This is a genomic window from Neorhizobium sp. DAR64872/K0K18, from assembly GCF_050500175.1.
Lineage (GTDB): Bacteria > Pseudomonadota > Alphaproteobacteria > Rhizobiales > Rhizobiaceae > Neorhizobium > Neorhizobium soli.
Map to the genome: position 1 here is coordinate 2,674,576 of NZ_CP191446.1, position 17,700 is coordinate 2,692,275.

Genomic DNA, 17,700 nt, shown 5'->3' on the forward strand with positions numbered 1-17,700 from the left:
CGCTTGCTATCTGCTACAGGATTCTCCTACCGGCTCCGGCGCAGCAAAAGGCATTTTAGGCACGATTGAAATGGCAAAAACAAACCTCGTCCGCCCCAGCCGCGATGGCGATCAGTTTCATTACCTCTGGGCAGCGCGACGATGCTTGAAGCTATTGTCCGCCACCAGCGACCTAGTGGCAGTCACTATTGAGGGAATATCACCGAGAGAAGCTGGTAGCGCCGAAGCCGTTACGGCCGGAGAAGACGTTATCGATATCGCCGAGTACTTTGGCAGCGAGGATTTTTCTGACGCACGGCTCGTGCGCTACATGCAACTCAAGCATTCAACCTTGCAGGCGCATGAAGCGTGGACGGCCAGTGGACTGGAGAAATCGATTACGGGCTTCGCCGAGCGGTACAGGGAATTGCTTAAGACCTTTGTTAAAGATGCCCTAACTGGAAAGCTGGAATTTTGGTTTGTAACGAATCGACCAATTAGCGGTGCCTTCGCCGAGACCGTCGAAGACGTTGCGGAAGGGCGTACTGTTCGCCACATCAAAGAAGTCAAGAAAATCAAGCGTTTCACAGGCCTTTCCGGCGATGATCTTGCGGTGTTCTGTAAGCTTATACATTTTGAAGGGCGACAGGATGACTACTGGGATCAACGCAACATTCTATTCCAGGATGTTGGTGGCTATCTCCCAGATTCGGACGTGTATGGTCCCCTGAAGCTAAAAGAGCTTGTGACGCGCAAGGCGTTGTCGGAGGGAGAGCGCAATCCTTCCATTACAAAGATGGACGTGTTCCGCGCTTTGGATACCGATGAGAGCGCCCTCTTTCCGGCTGCGAACCTCATTGCAAAATTGGACGGCTCGGTGGCTCGGGATCAAGAGCTTGGCCTCGTCGCCGAAATTATTGCGGCCAAAGCCCCGGTGGTGATTCATGCGCCTGGAGGTATCGGCAAGACGATCTTCGCGAATAGAATTGCAGACAATCTTCCCAGGGGCTCGAAATGCATCCTCTACGATTGCTTTGGAAACGGCCAATATCGCAATGCATCCGGCTATCGTCACCGTCACAAGGACGGCTTGGTACAAATTGCAAATGAGTTGGCGAGCAAAGGGCTCTGCCATTTGCTTATTCCGACCGTTCATGCGGATTCGGCTTCTTACGTCAGAGCCTTCGTTCATCGCATAGGGCAAGCTTCGAACTTCATACGGCTTCAAGACCCCAAAGCGTTGCTGTGTATCGTAGTCGATGCCGCAGACAACGCCCAGATGGCCGCTGAGGAGATTGGAGAAAAGAAATCATTTGTGCGCGACATTATCAGGGAAAAGATGCCGGATAACGTCCGGTTGGTATTCCTTTGTCGCTCACACCGTCAGCACTACCTCGACCCACCTAGAGAAGCGTTGAGTCGTGAACTGGAACCATTCAGCCGCGCAGAAACGGCAGTGCATCTTCGACTGCGTTTTCCCGAAGCCAATGAACATGATGTGGACGAGTTTCATCGTCTCAGTTCATGCAACCCCCGCGTTCAGGCTCTTGCCCTTTCTCGTAACGAGACCCTGCCCATTACACTTCGCTTGCTTGGTCCCAACCCCAAATCAGTTGAAGACACTATCGGCAGCTTGCTCGAAGCAGCCATAGACAAGCTGAAAGATCACTTGGGGCCATTAGAAAGATCTCAGGTCGATAGTATATGTACCGCGCTGGCCGCGCTTCGCCCGCTCATCCCTTTGTCGGTCTTGTCTGCGATTTCGCACGTTCCCGAGTCAGCAATAAAAAGCTTCGTCATAGACATCGGAAGGCCGCTGCGTTTGGCAGGCGATTCTGTGCAATTTTTCGATGAACCTGCAGAGACGTGGTTTCGAGAGAGATACAAGCCAACGAGCGCCTCGATGGGCGGCTTCATCAGTATTCTGTATCCGCTCGCCTCAAAAAGCCCCTATGTTGCATCTGTTTTGCCGCAATTGATGCTGGATGCCGGGCAATTCTCCAATCTTGTTGACCTTGCGTTGAAGTCCGATGCCCTCCCAGAGACGAGCCCCCTAGAGAGGCGCGATATCGAACTGCAGCGACTACAATTCGCGCTGAAAGCAGGACTACGTTCGAAACGCTATCTTGATGCGACCAAACTCGCGCTGAAAGCGGGCGGTGAAACGGCGGGAGACGACAGGCAGAGGAAGATTTTGCAGGCCAACACTGACCTGTCTTCGACGTTTCTCGACGTTGACCTAATTCAGGAAATTGTGTCGCGAGGAACGTTCGGTTCAGGCTGGCTTGGATCGCATCATGCCTACGAAGCAGCTCTGATGTCAGGGTGCCCGGCTTTGGTGGGCGATGCTCGGAGCCGTCTGCGCATGGCATCCGAATGGCTTAGGAACTGGAGCAGACTGTCTGAAGAAGAGCGAGGGAAGGAACGAATTTCGGACGAAGACATCGTTGCATTGACCTTTGCCGAAATTAATATCCATGGTGCCGAAGCTGCAGCACACAGCCTTGGCCGCTGGACACCAAGGGAGGTTTCGTTCCGCGTAGGGCTTGCTGTTGCCAAACGACTTATCGATCACAACCGCATAGATGATTTGAATGCTTTCGCGGTAGCCGCTGACAACAATCTGTGTTTGGTGCTGGGGATCGCCGTAGCATTGCAGCGAATTAGAAAGGTGCCGCCTTTCGAAGTGACGCAAAGAGCGTTCCGATTGCTTGCCAGTACCCGAATAAGCCTTAGCGATGGCGGTTCGTTTACTGATCGCTATTCTGCCCTGAATGCGGTAGTTATTCTCGTGGAAGCGGCTTTAGAGCACTCACATTGTTCTAAAACGGAGGCTGCATCAGTCCTTTCGCGCTACCTGCCAAGTGAGCCTCCGTCAGATATTGCGTCGCGTTTCTCTAACACGCGATCTTATCTCCTACGTGGCTATAGCCTACGTGCTACGCTGATCGATACGCCCCTCAAACTCGTGGATCTTGCGCATGGTTCTCTCCGACAGGAATTAGAAGGGAAAAACCAACATTCGACGTCTCGCGATCTTCAAGAATTCAAAGAGGACATCGGCGCGCTCCTGCCTTGGCACAACCTAAGGGCAAGGGTTGTTTGCGGGATCGTTACCGGCCCTACGCTGAATAACGAGCTTGCCTTAGCGCGTGAGGCGTCAAACACGGCAGCTCGAATTCATTACCGCGACGACCATTACACTTCGAACGAGATAGCTTTGCTATGGTTCGAAATCCTATTCAGACTGCAGGCCGCCGACGAGACAACGCTGGGCGCGTTCTCCAGTTGGAAAAGCAGTTTGAAACGACCGCTCTTCACGCGCACTTTGACCACTCTGGCAAGGCTATGTTGCGAAAATCCCAATGGGAGGAAAAACGCGCTCGAGTTTGCGTTGGAGGCATTCAATCTTACCAATGATGAAAGATCCGATGCTGAACAAAAGTCGGATGGCTTTATCGAAGCGTCACGTGCGATCCTTTGCCTTAGCAAAGGAGAAGCCCACGGATACTTCAACGAGGCGGTGGAAGTTGCGAGTAAAATTGGCGATGAGAATTTGTCACGGTGGGATGCCATCCTCGATCTGGCTGATCGATGCTCTCGCACAGACCGCCCAGTTCCCGAGACAGCGTACCGCTTTGCGCGCTGTGCGGAGCTAACCTACGACTACGTTGTTCGAGACAAGCATTTCGATTGGCACGCAACAGTTAAGGCTTTGACCGGGCTGTGCCCTCCCTCATCGCTGGCGGTTTTTAGCCGTTGGCGGGACCGTGGTTTTGGATCGTCCGAACGAATCTTCCCTACAGCAGTAAGAAAGCTCATTGAACGGGGCGCACTAGATCCGCTTGACGCACTCCCATTGATAGGCTTTCGAGGGGGCTGGCGACATGAGAAGCTCCTTGATGAGGTGCTTAACGCTTGCAAGTCCTCAGACGAAAAAGCATCTATAGCTGCTCACTTTTTCCGCTATTCTCAATTTAATTCTAGCAACTTTAAAGAACTGCAAGAAGTCATACGTCGCCACGGGATGCTTCTGGAAGGGCTCGACGAAGCCGTTCAGTTCAATGACGACATGGAACTCAAGCGAAAGTCGAGGAAAGTCGAAGAAAACGGCCCAGACTTAGTGGCCGTTTCGGTGCAGCCCAGAGATTGGAACAGCGTTTTCGAAGGGATAAATCTGGCTAGTGCCAACGGTATTTCCGAGAGCTACAGGAAATATAAAGCCTCAGAGCGCCCTTGGGATCACGAGCATTTCTTCCAGCAAACGCTCATCCGCGTACCTATTGGTTCGGAAGTCGAATTCATCCTGTCGTTTGGCGAAGTGCCCGAATTCGAACTCTATCATCTGAGAGTTTTCTTGGAGCAATGCCCGAGGGAGTGGAGTCAGCGCCCAGCAATCAGGCGCGCCTTCGAGACTATCCTCAAAAAGCTTTGCCGACGGTATTGCCTTAACGTAGCAAAGTATCGGCATTACGAGATTTTCCCGTTCAGGACCGCATGCCTTCTCAGCGGAGCGGACGAAGCCGATATTGTCGAAGTTGTCCTGGATGGTATCGGTGAAACAGCAGACTCGGCCGATGCGGCAAGGCTATTTTCGCTGGTCGGGCTTTTGGCAATCAAGCTCTCAGAAGATGAAGCGTTAGAAGCGCTCAATTTTGGACTGGAACTTTTCTCCAGCTCTTTGGAGGAGAAAGACGGCGATGGTCCTTGGTCGACTGGTCTTCTGCCACCTTCAGACATCAATGCCGCCGTGGCGGGCTATGTCTGGGCCGCAATGGCCGCGCCAGAGGCCGTCACGCGTTGGGAAGGCGCGCATACCGTGCTGGGCTTTGTCGCCCTCGGACGGAAAGATATATTAGAGCACCTGTTTAACTTCAGCTCTGAGAATGTAGGAGGCCCATTTGTCGATGCCAAATTGCCGTTCTACAGCCTGCACGCGCTCCAGTGGTTTCTGATCGGCGTAACTCGAGGAGCAATGGCAAACCCTGCGGCGCTGGCCTTATATGGCCAACGTCTCATGGACTTGGCACTGAAAGGAGAGCCACACATCCTCATCAGGCTTTTCGCAGCTCGCGCGGTCCGCATCTTAATGGACCACGGGGTGGTCGACGATCAAGCGACTCTTCGGCACGACTTAGAGCACGTCGCTAAATCACCATTTCCTGCCGTAGAATCTAAATCTTACGATCGCTTCACCAGAAGCGATGAGGCAGGAGATGGGAATGATGATGACAGCTTCTATTTCAGCTTGGACATCGGTCCGTATTGGTATGCACCGTTGGGAAGAGTATTCGGTTTGTCGCAAGGGAAAATCGAATCAGAAGCACTGACCGTTATCCGGGGGCAGTTGAGATTTGCTGGCCGCGGACGCTGGGACGAGGACGAGAGATCTCGCCGTAAACTGTACCAACAGGACCACACCTACCACTCACACGGTTCTTACCCTCGTGCAGATAGTCTCAATTTCTATCAGGCCTACCACGCTATGCTAATCGTCGCGGGCAGAAATCTGGCATGCGGGCCAGTCCATTGCGACTCGGAATATGGTGTCACGGATGAATTTGCTGATTGGCTAGAGAGGCATGACCTGTCGCGTCAAGATGGACGCTGGCTTTGGGACCGGCGAGACCCAGAACCGCTCGAACAGCTATCTTGGTTGGATTGCGACAAGACAGACGAAAACTATAACATCGTCACGACAGCCGATTTTCATGAGGCATTACATGGCGGTGCAATGACCAGCGTCTGGGGCCATTGGACGACCGCAGATGCCGAGCGCGAGCAGTCTGTCGACGTCCATAGCGCTTTGGTATCTCCGGAACATTCGGAGGCCTTGTTACGCGCACTTAGCACGGCCGAGAATAGATACGATTACGCTATTCCCGCTGCCGAGAGTGATATGGAAATCAAGGAGTTTGGATACTCGCTGAAAGGTTGGATCATCGACCGCAGCGGCGACAGGGGGCTGGATGGCCAAGATCGGTGGGCCGGAGGTATCAGTTACCCAGCTCCACGTCCGGCGGAAGAGATACGCGACTTGATGGGTTTGCAGACAGATACCGATCAACGGATGTGGATTGGCAAGGATCATTCAATTGCGATGATATCCCAGGTCTGGGGCAACTTCGACGATGGGAACCGTCACGAAAACGTCAGCCCGGAACGCGGAAACCGCATCAATGCATCGCATGACTTCCTGAAAGCACTCCTTGGCAAACTGCAACGGGATCTGATTATCGCAATAAACATCGATCGTCGGCGACGTTACAGATCATATGAAAGCAGTATAGAAAATGACAAAGATAGAATCCCAACAAATTCAAAAATCTACCTGCTCAAAGCCGACGGAAGCTTGCACACAATCTGACGCAATACTGGCTTTGGGTCGAAAGCTGGTGGATGCAATGAATATCGACGGATCTGCAGATACGCTTGGCAGGTGGATGGCCCACTATGTTGCTGAGTTGATCGATGAAGCAGAGAGAACCTTTGGTCCCGAGAAGGCAGCAGCCCAGCACAGATGCTTTACGGCAATCCTTGAGCTATGGAGTCACCGAGCGGAATTTCCTAGAGGAATGCGGCCGCACCAGGCGTTGGAGCCGATCTTGCGGGTAATGGAAAGTCTCGACATTGCGACTGAACACCCAAGGTATTACCCATCCGCACAACCATCGGAGAATGATACTCAAAGCGCTGAAGCAGAAAATTGGCTCGATCTGGCTCGGGGCCTCGACTATTCAGCAAAACTCCTGATCAGGTACTGCCTGTCTCAGGCAGCCGATTTGGCAACGGACAAGTCGAAAGAGTGGGTAAAGCTTGCCGAAGCTGCGGGAGCCAACTCCGGTATCTCCGAAATTTTCATCCGTTTCATATCCACAGTCGAGGATCTGGACGACGAGGGCGAACTCAACAAAGGGCTGCGAAAAGACCTTGAGGATAGATTGCAGCGCCTCCAAGGATTTAGGACATTAACGGAAGGGTTGGCGGAACATCTTCAGGCTGAACTCGATAAATTGCCGCAGGTGGATGACGCAAGGGAAGATGAATTGCGCATTACCTTGCACTCCTTCCCCCCATTGCCCGAGTCAAACCTCGACTAATGAGCTGTATGGTGTGTAGAATTCAGGCCAAGAGCTACGCTGACACAGAGACGGGAAACATGGACTAGCCCCGTTCAAGGCGCCAGAGAAATATCTGCGTGACTCTCACAGCGTACGCGGGCGGAAAGGATTTGGCAGTCTCGTAAACGTCCGACCTGACCGCATATCTCGCAGGTTACGAGAGATAAGATGCGCGCGCGTTCTCGGAGTTCAATAAAGGCTTTGAAGGGATGCGGTTCCGCACTACCGACGGATACGTCAGGAGAGTGGAATTGGGCTAGAAGTTGCAAGGCGCCTTTTCGACGGGTCGCTCCCGTGAGCTCAAAACACCACTCATCTGGAAAGCGAGCTGCATCGTCGATCATGGCAGCCAGAATAGGCCACCAGCCGTTCCCAACGGAAAAATCATTTATCATGACTACGCCTTTACAGATCTAGGGCTTTTTGGAGTGTCTCACACTTCATTGCTTCCTCGACTATGGCCAGAACTCTTTCACCGGATAATTCACTGTGCTCAAGCAACTCACCATGGAGCTTTATCGACGCTCCACGGTGACGTTCGATAATCTTGCGGGCTCTAGCGATTTGCTCACGCAAGATTCCATCGACCCGTACGCTAACACTCTGATCAACATGTCCGTACTCCTTCATACCTCGGTCGATATTCTTGGAGTGTGCAAAGAGATGCTCGCCTAATCCAAGGACGAGTTCCATGTCGATGGCGAGCCTCGTCGCTCGTTGTAAATCGGATGCTTCGCCTATTGCCCACCCGTCATCGTGACTGCCAAGAAAGATATCCTCCGCAACGGACCCGGCCACGTAAACCGCAATCATATCTAAGTAATACTGCCTTGTTCGCCGCTCCCACGGACGGGAAGCAAAAATCACGCCGCCTAGTCCTTGGACGTCCGACGTCAGTCGTACAACGGGGCAGATCGTTACTTGACGCAGTTCTAGGCCAAGAGCAACGCCGGCGATGGCGTGACCGACCTCATGTATTGCGGTTGAATAAAGGTTCTCCGGTGGGATCACCTCTGATTTCGGCATCACGGCTCGCAGGTCCTGCTGAAGCATTGGTCGTCGTTTCCGCCGCGCGAGCCTTCGCGCGTCTCGGATCAGTCGTGCAATATCGGCTCCAGTCGCGCCGCCAGAAGCAAAAGCGAATTCAGTGATGTCCTCAAGTGCAAGGTCACCACGGAGATGAATGCGAAAAATTGCTTCTCGTGCTTCTGCATTCGGAAGCTCGATCCTGATATGCCTGTCCAGCCGTCCGGAGCGCAGGATGGCATCATCAATCCTGTCGGGAAAGTTACATGCAGCCACGACCACGACACCGTCGCGGTCTTGTGAGCCGTCCAGGCATTCCAGAAACCCATTGATAGCCTTGGTGTCATAGGACTGATTGTCGCTCCCGTCGTTTCGGTCGCCAAAAGAGTCCAGTTCGTCGATGAAGAGAATGGCTGGGGCTAACTTCTTGGCTTCCGCAAAACTCGTGCGCATGGCTTTAAGAAAATCCCCCAGATGCCCCCGAGCCTGCCACTGCGCGGCCGATGCATTAACGACGGGCACGCCGCACGTTCTCGCCAGCGCATTAGCGTAGATAGTCTTTCCTGTACCTGGAGGCCCGGACAGAAGCAGCCCTTTGTCAACATCATTCCACTTGATCAGCCCTGCTTTCCAATCGCGGATGTCGGTGGCCAATTCCAAACCCAGTCACGGGCCTCGCCGTACCCTGCCATGTTCTGGAGCAATAGTTCCGAATTGTTGGACTCCGACAGAACCGATGCAGCCATAGTATTGGAATTAGTCAGCATCGACAGCACACGCGAAATCGGGCGACCGGGCCGCACAACGTGCCGCAGCCTCTCCCAATCATGAGCAAGAAGCTCCTTGGCCTGAAAACCAGAAATCTCCGTGTGATAAACCCAACGCATTACACCTCTTGCCTGTTCAGGTGTCGGCTTCTCGATGCGCACCACTAGGTCTAGCGCGACGCGGATATCACGAGGAATACCGTCCTCCCGTTCGAAGAGAATGATAACCTTATCGTTTTCAAGCGCCTCAATGGCGTTACTGTGCGACGTTTGAGGCTGTGCATCTTTGAAAATGATTGGAAGTGTTTTTACTTCAGAGTTTCGCCTACCGTTGCCAGGTTTCAATACAGCGTGGGCCGCGCGGTAGTACGTATCAATTTCCGCCCAGTGGCTGACAACGAGGCCCACTGCATAGTGAGGTGCTCTGCGGATGTGACGAACAGCGGCGGCGACGCTGCAGTGCGCGAGGTAGTCCGGCAAGCAAAAATTCGGCCGCGTCCGCGATATGAACTTCATCGCCGCACCAGCTTCTTAGCTACCCAGCCCAACAGTGAGGCATTCAGGATCGGATAAATTGGTTTCACTTTAGGTACTCTAGGCTGCCTAACCGGTACCAGCGACTGAATGTGCGCGCTGCTCGCTTGTGAGGATCCATGTAGAAGATCTGACTGGTGACCGACGATTTCCCATCTCTCAGCAAAGGGTGATTAGAGATCTGGCCGGCCAAACATGGGATTGTCCGATGAGCTATTCGGAATTCATCGATTATGGGCGCCGATCCAAGAACGGAAAAATCAAAGGTGCCGTTTTCGAGATCGTTCAGATCTCTAGCAAGGTCAACAACAGCCGCGAGGTTGGCGTAAATATTGGTCACAAGACTCTCCAAGTTAGGCGAATCTGATTCGAGAAATTGCAATCACAATATGAAATCATAGTGCAATTTGACTGCATGATCGTGCGAATCAGTTGCACTATCGTGCGATATTTTCGCACGTTGTCAACAATATTTGCAAGGAGCAGGTTTGCGTGACATTGAATCCTTATGAGGCCTCCATCGAAGATACTAATTGCGGCACGCGTGCTCCTCGGTCGAACTCAGGCCGAGGTCGCTAAGGAATCTGGAATTGGCGCACGGACAATTTTCAAGGTGGAGCACGGCGCGGGCGATGTCGTGACTGTCGAGAAATTGGTCCGCCACTACGAAGAGAATGGAATTGAATTCTCATTTCCTACCGGCGGAAAAGGTTGGGGACTGTCGAGCCTCCATCTACTGGAATCCTTCGACCAAGAAAGATACCGGCACCGTTCGTCCAAGTCAGTTAGTGCATAGTATACCGAATTCTGACTTGAATGTCCTAGCCAGCGGTAGCCTCATTTGAACTAGCCGGCATACAGCAAGGGTCCGTCGCCCAAGGCGTGAGAATTTCGAAGCACTCAATCCAGCGTCTTCAAATAATCGAGCACGATCCGGTACATGGAGCTATCCTCCTGTAGACCTTTTACGGCTGAAAGGGGATGATTTTTGTTCGCTCAGCAGATCAAAATAGCTAGGTTGTTCGACATCGTCTTTTCACGGATGTTCCAAAACCTAGTTGCCGGTAGGTTTCTACGTAACCGCTACAACGTTCGCTAATTTCGGAAAATCGAAATGCTGAGAATAACGAGACGCAAGCCGAATGCTAACTTCTACACTCTTGTAGAGGAGCCTAAGAAGGTCCTGTTCAACTGGGCTCGTCGGCCTTCAACGCAGCGAGAGCAACTTCGGGCACCCATTGACCATGACATGTTCCGGTATGGTTACCTTGTCGACGTTGTTGCTAAAGCATTCGACGGCAGATGCGCCTACTGTGAACGTGAGATTGGTACTTCAGAAGGCATCGGACACTTCAGGCCACTGAATCTGACCACGCGCTATGCGGCTGGAACTGTAGATCACTACAGTTGGTTGGCGTATGAATGGCGTAACCTCGTTCTATTATGCAAGCGATGCGAGTCGGCTAGGGAGGATAAGTTCCCCGTGGAGGGACGTCACTCGCCATTCCTTGCCACGCTTGATGAAATTGAGGCGATCGAGCGCCCGCTTCTTATCGATCCAACCCGTGAAAATCCTCTTCACCATCTTTCTTACCTTGTCACAGGTGAGTGCTTTCCTGACTGGAATTCGCGCAAAGGTAAAGTCACGGCAGATATCTTCCGACTCAATGAGGAATTCCTTATCCAGGAACGCCGAACTGCAATTGAACACACCATCTCGGTATGGAGGAAGATAATCGAAGCAGGCAGTGGACTTCCCGACGATTTCCTTAAAGGAGGCTCGTATCTAGGTGCGTGCCGTAATGTCGTTTCCAGGGCCATCGCAGAGTTTGGTATCTCGGGCGTTCAGGTAAGGCCGACATCATCATTTCATCGGGCACTACGCACGCTGTTGGCATTAATCCGGCCGAGTGAGCGCGACCGTATGCTTGCCGCGATAGATTCACTCGAAATCTCTGACAGAAAGAAGCGCTACGAACTAGAAGACCGCCGCTCGCATATTTCTCCGACAAATAGCGCCCTTCCCGCGTCGCTTCCTCTGACACCTAAACCTGCTTTCCGCTCAGAAATTAAAGACTTCCGGATATCAAACCTGCGCGCCGTCGACGAGCTGGAAATTAGATTTCCGCAGGTACGATCGAAAAAAGCTGGCGCACCCTGCCTACTTTTTCTTGGGGAAAATTCGGTAGGCAAGTCAACGTGTCTCTTAGCCCTTGCGCTTGCCCTTGTGGGAACAAAAGAGGCGAAGAGACTGAACCTGCCCTATCGCGATTTTGGAAGGAGCTCGGCGCAGGATGGATGGGATCTTTGGGGAGGGCAAGCGGTCAGAGTGGACGTAACCTTCCACGACCGCGCAGAGACTGCGGCATTTCGATATAATCCGACGCGCGAGGAGTTCGGCGGAACTGAAGACCCTGCTACAATTGTTCTTGGCTACGGTCCTCACCGGTATATTGCAGACGTAGCAACCGAGCGACGAACGCGCCCTGCTGACAGAGTTAGAAGCCTTTTCGACCCGCTCGCATCAATCCCGGATCCTTCTCCCTGGCTGATTGAGCTTGCAGAAACAGACAGCGAAAAATTCGATCAAGTTGTTCGCGCGATACGAGGAATTTTGCCTGTAGGTGATGATGATCGTCTCGCTAATGATGCTGCCAGAGGAATCGGTGTCTTTGCCCACAACCAGTTTACGCCGATTAGCCAGTTGAGCGAAGGGTATCGGTCAATGTTCGCGATGATAACCGATGTCTGCCGATCGCTGCTAGATCATTACTCCAACCTTGAGACGGCGAGAGGGGTAGTACTCATAGACGAGATCGAAACTCACCTGCACCCCCGATGGAAGATGCGCGTAATGACCGCCTTGCGGCAGGCTTTTCCCCGCGTCCAGTTCGTGGTCACTACCCATGATCCGCTTTGTCTTCGTGGAATGGATGACAACGAAGTCATCGTCCTTACACGTGATGACGCCGGTCGTGTTCAGCTCGTGGAGGATCTTCCGCCCATCGGCGGAATGAAGATTGAGCAAATCTTGACCTCAGAGTACTTCGGTCTGTCGAGCACAGTAGACCCAGAAACTGAGCTGGAAATCGTAAGGGTGGCTGACAAGATCGCTGATGGCTCGAGTGCATCAATTGGACTTCGCGCAGCAGAACTCGTTTCAAAGATCACTGTCGGGGATACCGCTACAGAGCAGATCATACACGAGGCGTTGCGAAAATTCCTGATTGATCGAGAGAGGCCGAAAGACGGCCTCACCAGCACCGCACGACCAGCCGCGGTCGAGGCTGTAGTCCGCGCATTGCGTGCGGCTAAAGCGAACAAGACTGCGATCGATTAATGCGCAAACTTGACCGTACAGTGCTCGCCGCGCCGGCATCCATATCGACGCCTATCGCATCCGTAGAGGCTGAGATCAATGACGCCGCCGTCTACTACGAAGCAAGAAATCCGTGGGTGACCGGATACACTGCGTATTCGTTTAAGATGTACAAGCAATACGACGTAAAGGCAGCTTTAAAATTACTCACGCATGGAAAATGTGCCTTCTGCGAAAGCAAAGTCAACGTGGTAGGAGCGCGGGAAGTAGAGCACTTTCGCCCTAAGGGGGGGATCAAAGGATTGACTGGCCATCCTGGATACTGGTGGCTTGCCCATAGTTGGGATAATCTGTTGCCAGCATGCATCGACTGCAACCGGAGCAAACGGCAGCATATTGTTACTGCCGAAATGACGCGTGCTGAGGTCGAAGAACTACAACTAAGACGACCGAGCTCGAGCTTTGGGAAGAAAAATCAATTTGATATTAAGGGCGTTAGGGCTTCCGATCATACCGGCGACCTAGAAGCAGAAGACCCGTTGCTGATCGACCCGACACTTCGCGATCCGGCTGACCATCTCACTTGGAACTTCGACACCGAACTTACTATCGTGGAACCGCGAGGCGGCTGTGAATATGGGAACTATACGATCAATACATGCGCGCTCAACCGGGCGGACCTTGTACTAGCGCGGATACCCGCACTTAGGCCAATGCGCGCCATTCGAGTTCAAATTCTCAACCGCCTCAAGCGGTGGGCGGGCAGCGACGACGAACTTCATGACATCTTAGAGACCGTAGGCGTCCTGGGCGAGTTCGCCGAACCGGATCAGCAATACTCCGCAATGGCGACCGACTTTATCTCAGGTTTGGAACAAGAACTCAGCGCCTGGCTCAACGATAGAGGTATCCACCTATGACCCCTCAGTAAGTGATAAGCGGCGAAATTTCCGAGGTGAAGCTACGGCCGACATATTGCGGAATGATTCGGAATAGCCAAAAATCCTTGGCTGGATCTACGGTACGTGGTATATTAGTCGCACGGTACAGGCAGGGATGCCGATGACCGTGAAGGGTTATGAGGATTTGATTGTTCCTGCGGTGCAAAAAGCACGTTGCGGGATTTTTGCGTTTTGCGCTTTGCCAGGCAGCCGTACGTATTGAAAATTAAATGCCCGCGCGCAAGACCGGGGGCTTTCTGCCCCCGGACCCCCGAGGATATTTCACGAAGGGTTATAGAATGACCCGTGCCTGGTGAAGGAACCTCGTTAATACGAACATATAAACCGTACAGGGGTATAAGGCTACGATACCAAGATCATGAAAAAGGTCATCGCCCTTCGCAAGAAGGACGATCAGGAGCGGATGGAAGAGGACCTCATCCTCGACACCTATCTGGCCGCCCTCGGCATGATCGAAAGCCCGGCCGAACAGGACGCCGCTTAAACAATTTCGAAGACGACAAGGAACCCGCCGGCCACGGCGGGTTTTTTCATGGGCGCAAGCATCGCATCTTCCTCAGAGACGCTCGGAATCGGTCATGGATTATGATGTCATCGTCGTTGGCGCCGGCTTTACCGGTCTGACTGCTGCAACGCAGCTGATGAAAGCGGGCGTGAACGTTGTTCTGCTCGAAGCGCAGGAGCGCGTCGGCGGCCGCGTCGAGGCGCAGGTTTTTGAGGATGGCACGGCCGTCGATGCGGGCGGACAGTTCTTTTGCCGCGACATGCCGGAAGTGGTCTCATTGGCAAGAGAGTTCGGCAGGACATTTGTGAAGACCTATGCCGAGGGCGACACCACATACTTTCCCGAAGTCCCCCGCGGGCGGGCAGAAGCGATCTGGAACGGCGTCGATGAACTGCGCGAGACGATGATCGCGAGCGATCTTTCCGATCCGGCGCTCAGAAAGCTGACGGCTTACGACTGGGCGCAGAGACAGCCGGTCGAGGACGATATACGGCAGGGGTTTCTGCGCATGGTGACAGGCCTCTGGTGCCGCGCGCCGGAGGAGATTGCCTTCACCTATCTCGCGGCAAACGACAGACGCATCACCAACACCACGTCCGAGCTCGAGCTGTTTCTCGCCGGCACGATGCATGCGCTGGCCGACGATCTGGCGGCAACTCTCGGCGATCGGCTAAGGCTTGGCACGCCTGTCAATGAGGTTGCCATTTCCGGTGGCGGTGTCACGTTGATGACCGGCACGGGAAAAATGACGGCCGCGCAGGTCGTGCTCGCAGTGCCGCCCATCATGGCGCGCCGCCTGTCCTACGCCCCACCACTCCCGCCGCATCTGACAAGAGCACTGGATGCGTGGATCCCCGGCATGGTCATCAAGCTCAACATCCGCTTTGAGCGACCCTTCTGGCGAGACCGGGATCTCAGCGGCATGACCATGTGGAATGATCCGCAAGGCCTGTTTGCCTGCGACGCCAGTCGCGACGGTTACGCCGGACTGATCGTCTTCGTTAGCGGACCTTTGGCGGCGACGTGGCACGACAAGCCCGCCCGTGAGCTTGAAACGTTCGTAATTGAGAAACTGGCGGAGGCGTTGGGCGACGAGGCCAGACACAGTCTGGACATTCGCATGCGTGACTGGGTCGACGACCGCTGGAGCGACGGCGCCTATAGTGACGTGATCACCAGTCTCGACGCTACCGACGCGGAAGCGACCCTGACAACCGGCATGCCGCCGGTACATTTCGCATCGTCGGAACTGTCGCCGTCTTTCCCGGGCTACGTCGAGGGGGCAATCGTCGCCGGCAAACAGGTGGCGGCCAAAGTCCTGAAACTCAGTCCTGGCCGCTGAACCGGTTGGGATCGATGGCGACGGCAGCACTCACAGGCTTGAAGCCGCTGCTGGTGTAACCGGCCGAATAATCACGATCGAGCGTCCGGCTGACCACGCGAGGCGCCTTCATCGAAACCGGGTTCTGACCTTCGGCGCGATTGTTGTTCACCGCCCATTTCGCCACCATGTCACCGGTCAAGCCGTTCTTGCCAGCTTTGGCCTGCCCCTGTGCAGTCGCAGGCTTGCCAGCGCGGCCGCTCTTGGCGGTGCCGTAGCTCGGCATGGTACCCAGCGACGCCGTTGCAGGACGCGGCGCGTCAAACCCGTCGCCGAACTGCATCTGCTTGGTGGACGGCTGAATCACCTTGGGCGAAAGAGCCGCCATCTGGCGCTGCGCAGGCGCGGCCATCGGCACCGGTGCCGACACGGCGACCGCCTGGGCTGGCGCTCTTGCTGGCGCCGCCTGCGGTGCCGGAACAACCGGCGCTTCGACGCTTCGCGACAGCGCTGCCACCAGTTCCGGCGTGAGGCTCTGCTGATCGCTCTGCGGGCGCGATGCAACGAGCGGCGCTGCTGGAGCACCCGGGCGGTGGATCGGAACTGGCACGGAGCCAAGGTTTTCGAATGGCGCCGGCTCTATCGAGGCAGTCAAGACGCTGGTTTCCGCATCACCCTTCAGCCCGCGAGGGCCAAGGAGGGTCGGAACCGGAATGGCGTAACCGGACAGATCGGCGAAATTTTCAGCCCGCTGCACATCGGCTGCAGCAGCCGTCTGCATGGCAAGCGCGTCCTGCGCCGCATTGCGGGTCGGCTGATAGAGCGCCGTGGCAAGCCCACCCGGACCCGCGGTGCTGGAATCGGAACGGAAGGCCGGCCGTGACAGCGGCACAGGCGCTGCAATCGCCGGCTCGACCGGCTCAGCAGCAGCAACGAGTGTCGGTGCAGTCGGCGTCGGGGCAGTCGGCGTCGGCGCAACCCGTGCAGTCGCGACCGGTGCCTCTTCGCCATCGTCGGCAGCCGGCGCGGAGCGCGGTGCTCCACGGCTGGCGACCATTGGTGCCTTCATGTCTTCGTTGTCTTCGACCTCGTCGGCACCACCGCCGCCAAACAGTGCGGCAAGGAACCCGCGACGCTTGGGTGCTTCGCCGCGGATCGAGCCGCCGGCTGTGCTGGCAATCGCAATCGAATCAGAACCAACGCGCTTCTTGTAATCGGCGAGAGCGACCTCGTAGCCCGGCAACGGATTGCCGTCAGCCGGAAGATGCAGCGTGTTGCCCTTCGGGAAGATCTGAACCAGTTCCTTGCGGGTCATGCGCGGCCAGGCACGAACGCCGCCAACATCGAGATGCACGAAAGGGGAACCGGAAGTCGGGTAGAAGCCGACGCCGCCCACCTGCATCTGCATGGCGAGCGCCCGCAGGGTCGAGAGCTTCACGCCCGGAATGTAAAAGTCCATCGCCTTGCCGAGCATGTGCTGGCTGTTCTTCGCGACGCCGGTCTTGCGCGAGCGACCGCGCAGCATGCCGTTTGTGGTCGGCGAACGGAAAGCGGAGACGATGTGGATGGAATCGGTGGCGCCGGAGCGCTGGTAGACTTCCCAAACCAGGTCGAACAGGCGCGGATCCATCTTCGTCGGCTGGTTCTGGCGCCAGTCGCGGAGGAACTGGTTGAGCTGTGCCAGACCGCGCGGATCGAATCGTCCATTGCGCTTGTAGGTGATGGTGGCCTTCTCGCCGGTGTGGACGAAATAGAGCTTCAGGCTGCGGGTATCGCCAGCGGCCTCTGCCTCGTGCACCGAAGCTGGAAGAATCGTAAATGCGATTGCAGCAAGGGTCGACGCCACGACGAAACGCTTGGCGATCCGCTTGAAGATCGACGATCTGATCCCTGCAAGACGACCAGATCCGGCGCCAACGCGCGCCGCACGGTCATCGTCAGAGCGCACACCCGAAGGCGTTTTCTGAACTTTGAAATACGGCAAAGCGTTCCCCGTCCTGTCGACAACTACCCTCGTCGTCTCATCTGACTGCTAAATGCGGTGACAGCATGGCAAATGTGTCACACAAGCACAAGCACCTCTCGTATAGTCAATGAATTGCTAATGAGAGATTGACAAGGTTAGGGGAAGAGGCTTGCGCGAAGACTATCGTCATTAAAATCCCG

At 54.8% G+C, this 17,700-nt stretch carries 9 protein-coding genes and 2 pseudogenes; 7 read left to right on the forward strand and 4 right to left on the reverse strand.

Features of this window, described 5'->3' with window-relative positions; all coding sequences use genetic code 11:
• Window positions 1-70 precede the first annotated feature (70 nt).
• The gene (gene avs3a, locus ACQY1P_RS18705) at window positions 71-6,346 is read left to right on the forward strand and encodes an AVAST type 3 anti-phage nuclease/ATPase Avs3a (RefSeq protein ID WP_430254847.1); all 6,276 of its coding nucleotides are present in this window, start codon (window positions 71-73) and stop codon (window positions 6,344-6,346) included.
• Window positions 6,347-6,359: 13 nt separating this feature from the next.
• Window positions 6,360-7,079, forward strand: coding sequence for an AVAST type 3 anti-phage proein Avs3b (gene avs3b / locus ACQY1P_RS18710; RefSeq protein WP_430256732.1), 720 nt, complete (start codon window positions 6,360-6,362; stop codon window positions 7,077-7,079).
• A 426-nt stretch (window positions 7,080-7,505) separates the two neighbouring features.
• Here the strand turns inward: avs3b and ACQY1P_RS18715 are convergent, their stop codons facing one another.
• The 3 genes from ACQY1P_RS18715 to ACQY1P_RS18725 form a co-directional block, all read right to left on the reverse strand.
• Window positions 7,506-8,786, reverse strand: coding sequence for an AAA family ATPase (locus tag ACQY1P_RS18715; protein WP_430254849.1), 1,281 nt, complete (start codon window positions 8,784-8,786; stop codon window positions 7,506-7,508).
• A complete protein-coding gene (locus tag ACQY1P_RS18720) occupies window positions 8,744-9,373 on the reverse strand; it encodes a hypothetical protein (RefSeq protein ID WP_430254851.1) in 630 nt (209 codons plus the stop codon). Before ACQY1P_RS18720 ends, ACQY1P_RS18715 begins: the two co-directional genes overlap by 43 nt.
• Window positions 9,374-9,473: 100 nt before the next feature.
• Window positions 9,474-9,767, reverse strand: a complete 294-nt coding sequence (locus tag ACQY1P_RS18725; protein ID WP_430254853.1) for a DUF6634 family protein — start codon at window positions 9,765-9,767, stop codon at window positions 9,474-9,476.
• A gap of 168 nt (window positions 9,768-9,935) precedes the next feature.
• Between ACQY1P_RS18725 and ACQY1P_RS18730 the strand changes: the two genes are divergently transcribed.
• The 5 genes and pseudogenes from ACQY1P_RS18730 to ACQY1P_RS18750 all read left to right on the forward strand — a co-directional run.
• Window positions 9,936-10,223 (forward strand): helix-turn-helix domain-containing protein, encoded by a 288-nt coding sequence (locus ACQY1P_RS18730; RefSeq protein WP_430254855.1) that lies wholly within the window; start codon window positions 9,936-9,938, stop codon window positions 10,221-10,223.
• Between the two features lie 318 nt (window positions 10,224-10,541).
• Entirely contained in the window at window positions 10,542-12,767 is a 2,226-nt protein-coding gene (locus ACQY1P_RS18735; protein ID WP_430254857.1) for an AAA family ATPase, read from the forward strand.
• Entirely contained in the window at window positions 12,767-13,666 is a 900-nt protein-coding gene (locus ACQY1P_RS18740; protein ID WP_430254859.1) for an HNH endonuclease, read from the forward strand. Before ACQY1P_RS18735 ends, ACQY1P_RS18740 begins: the two co-directional genes overlap by 1 nt.
• A gap of 382 nt (window positions 13,667-14,048) precedes the next feature.
• Window positions 14,049-14,192: pseudogene (locus ACQY1P_RS18745) on the forward strand (GapR family DNA-binding domain-containing protein); the annotation flags it as partial.
• 73 nt (window positions 14,193-14,265) lie between these two features.
• A pseudogene (locus ACQY1P_RS18750) lies at window positions 14,266-15,555 on the forward strand (flavin monoamine oxidase family protein); the annotation flags it as partial.
• Here the strand turns inward: ACQY1P_RS18750 and ACQY1P_RS18755 are convergent.
• Complete coding sequence (locus tag ACQY1P_RS18755; RefSeq protein ID WP_180215466.1) at window positions 15,539-17,518, reverse strand: DUF882 domain-containing protein; 1,980 nt, start codon at window positions 17,516-17,518, stop codon at window positions 15,539-15,541. The pseudogene ACQY1P_RS18750 and the gene ACQY1P_RS18755 overlap by 17 nt on opposite strands.
• Window positions 17,519-17,700: the final 182 nt, after the last annotated feature.

Excerpts from the sequence above, each read along its gene's own strand:
- ACQY1P_RS18740 (WP_430254859.1), top strand. The coding sequence starts at position 12,767 with ATGCGCAAACTTGACCGTACAGTGCTCGCCGCGCCGGCATCCATATCG.
- ACQY1P_RS18735 (WP_430254857.1), top strand. The coding sequence starts at position 10,542 with ATGCTGAGAATAACGAGACGCAAGCCGAATGCTAACTTCTACACTCTT.
- ACQY1P_RS18730 (WP_430254855.1), top strand. The coding sequence starts at position 9,936 with ATGAGGCCTCCATCGAAGATACTAATTGCGGCACGCGTGCTCCTCGGT.
- avs3a (WP_430254847.1), top strand. The coding sequence starts at position 71 with ATGGCAAAAACAAACCTCGTCCGCCCCAGCCGCGATGGCGATCAGTTT.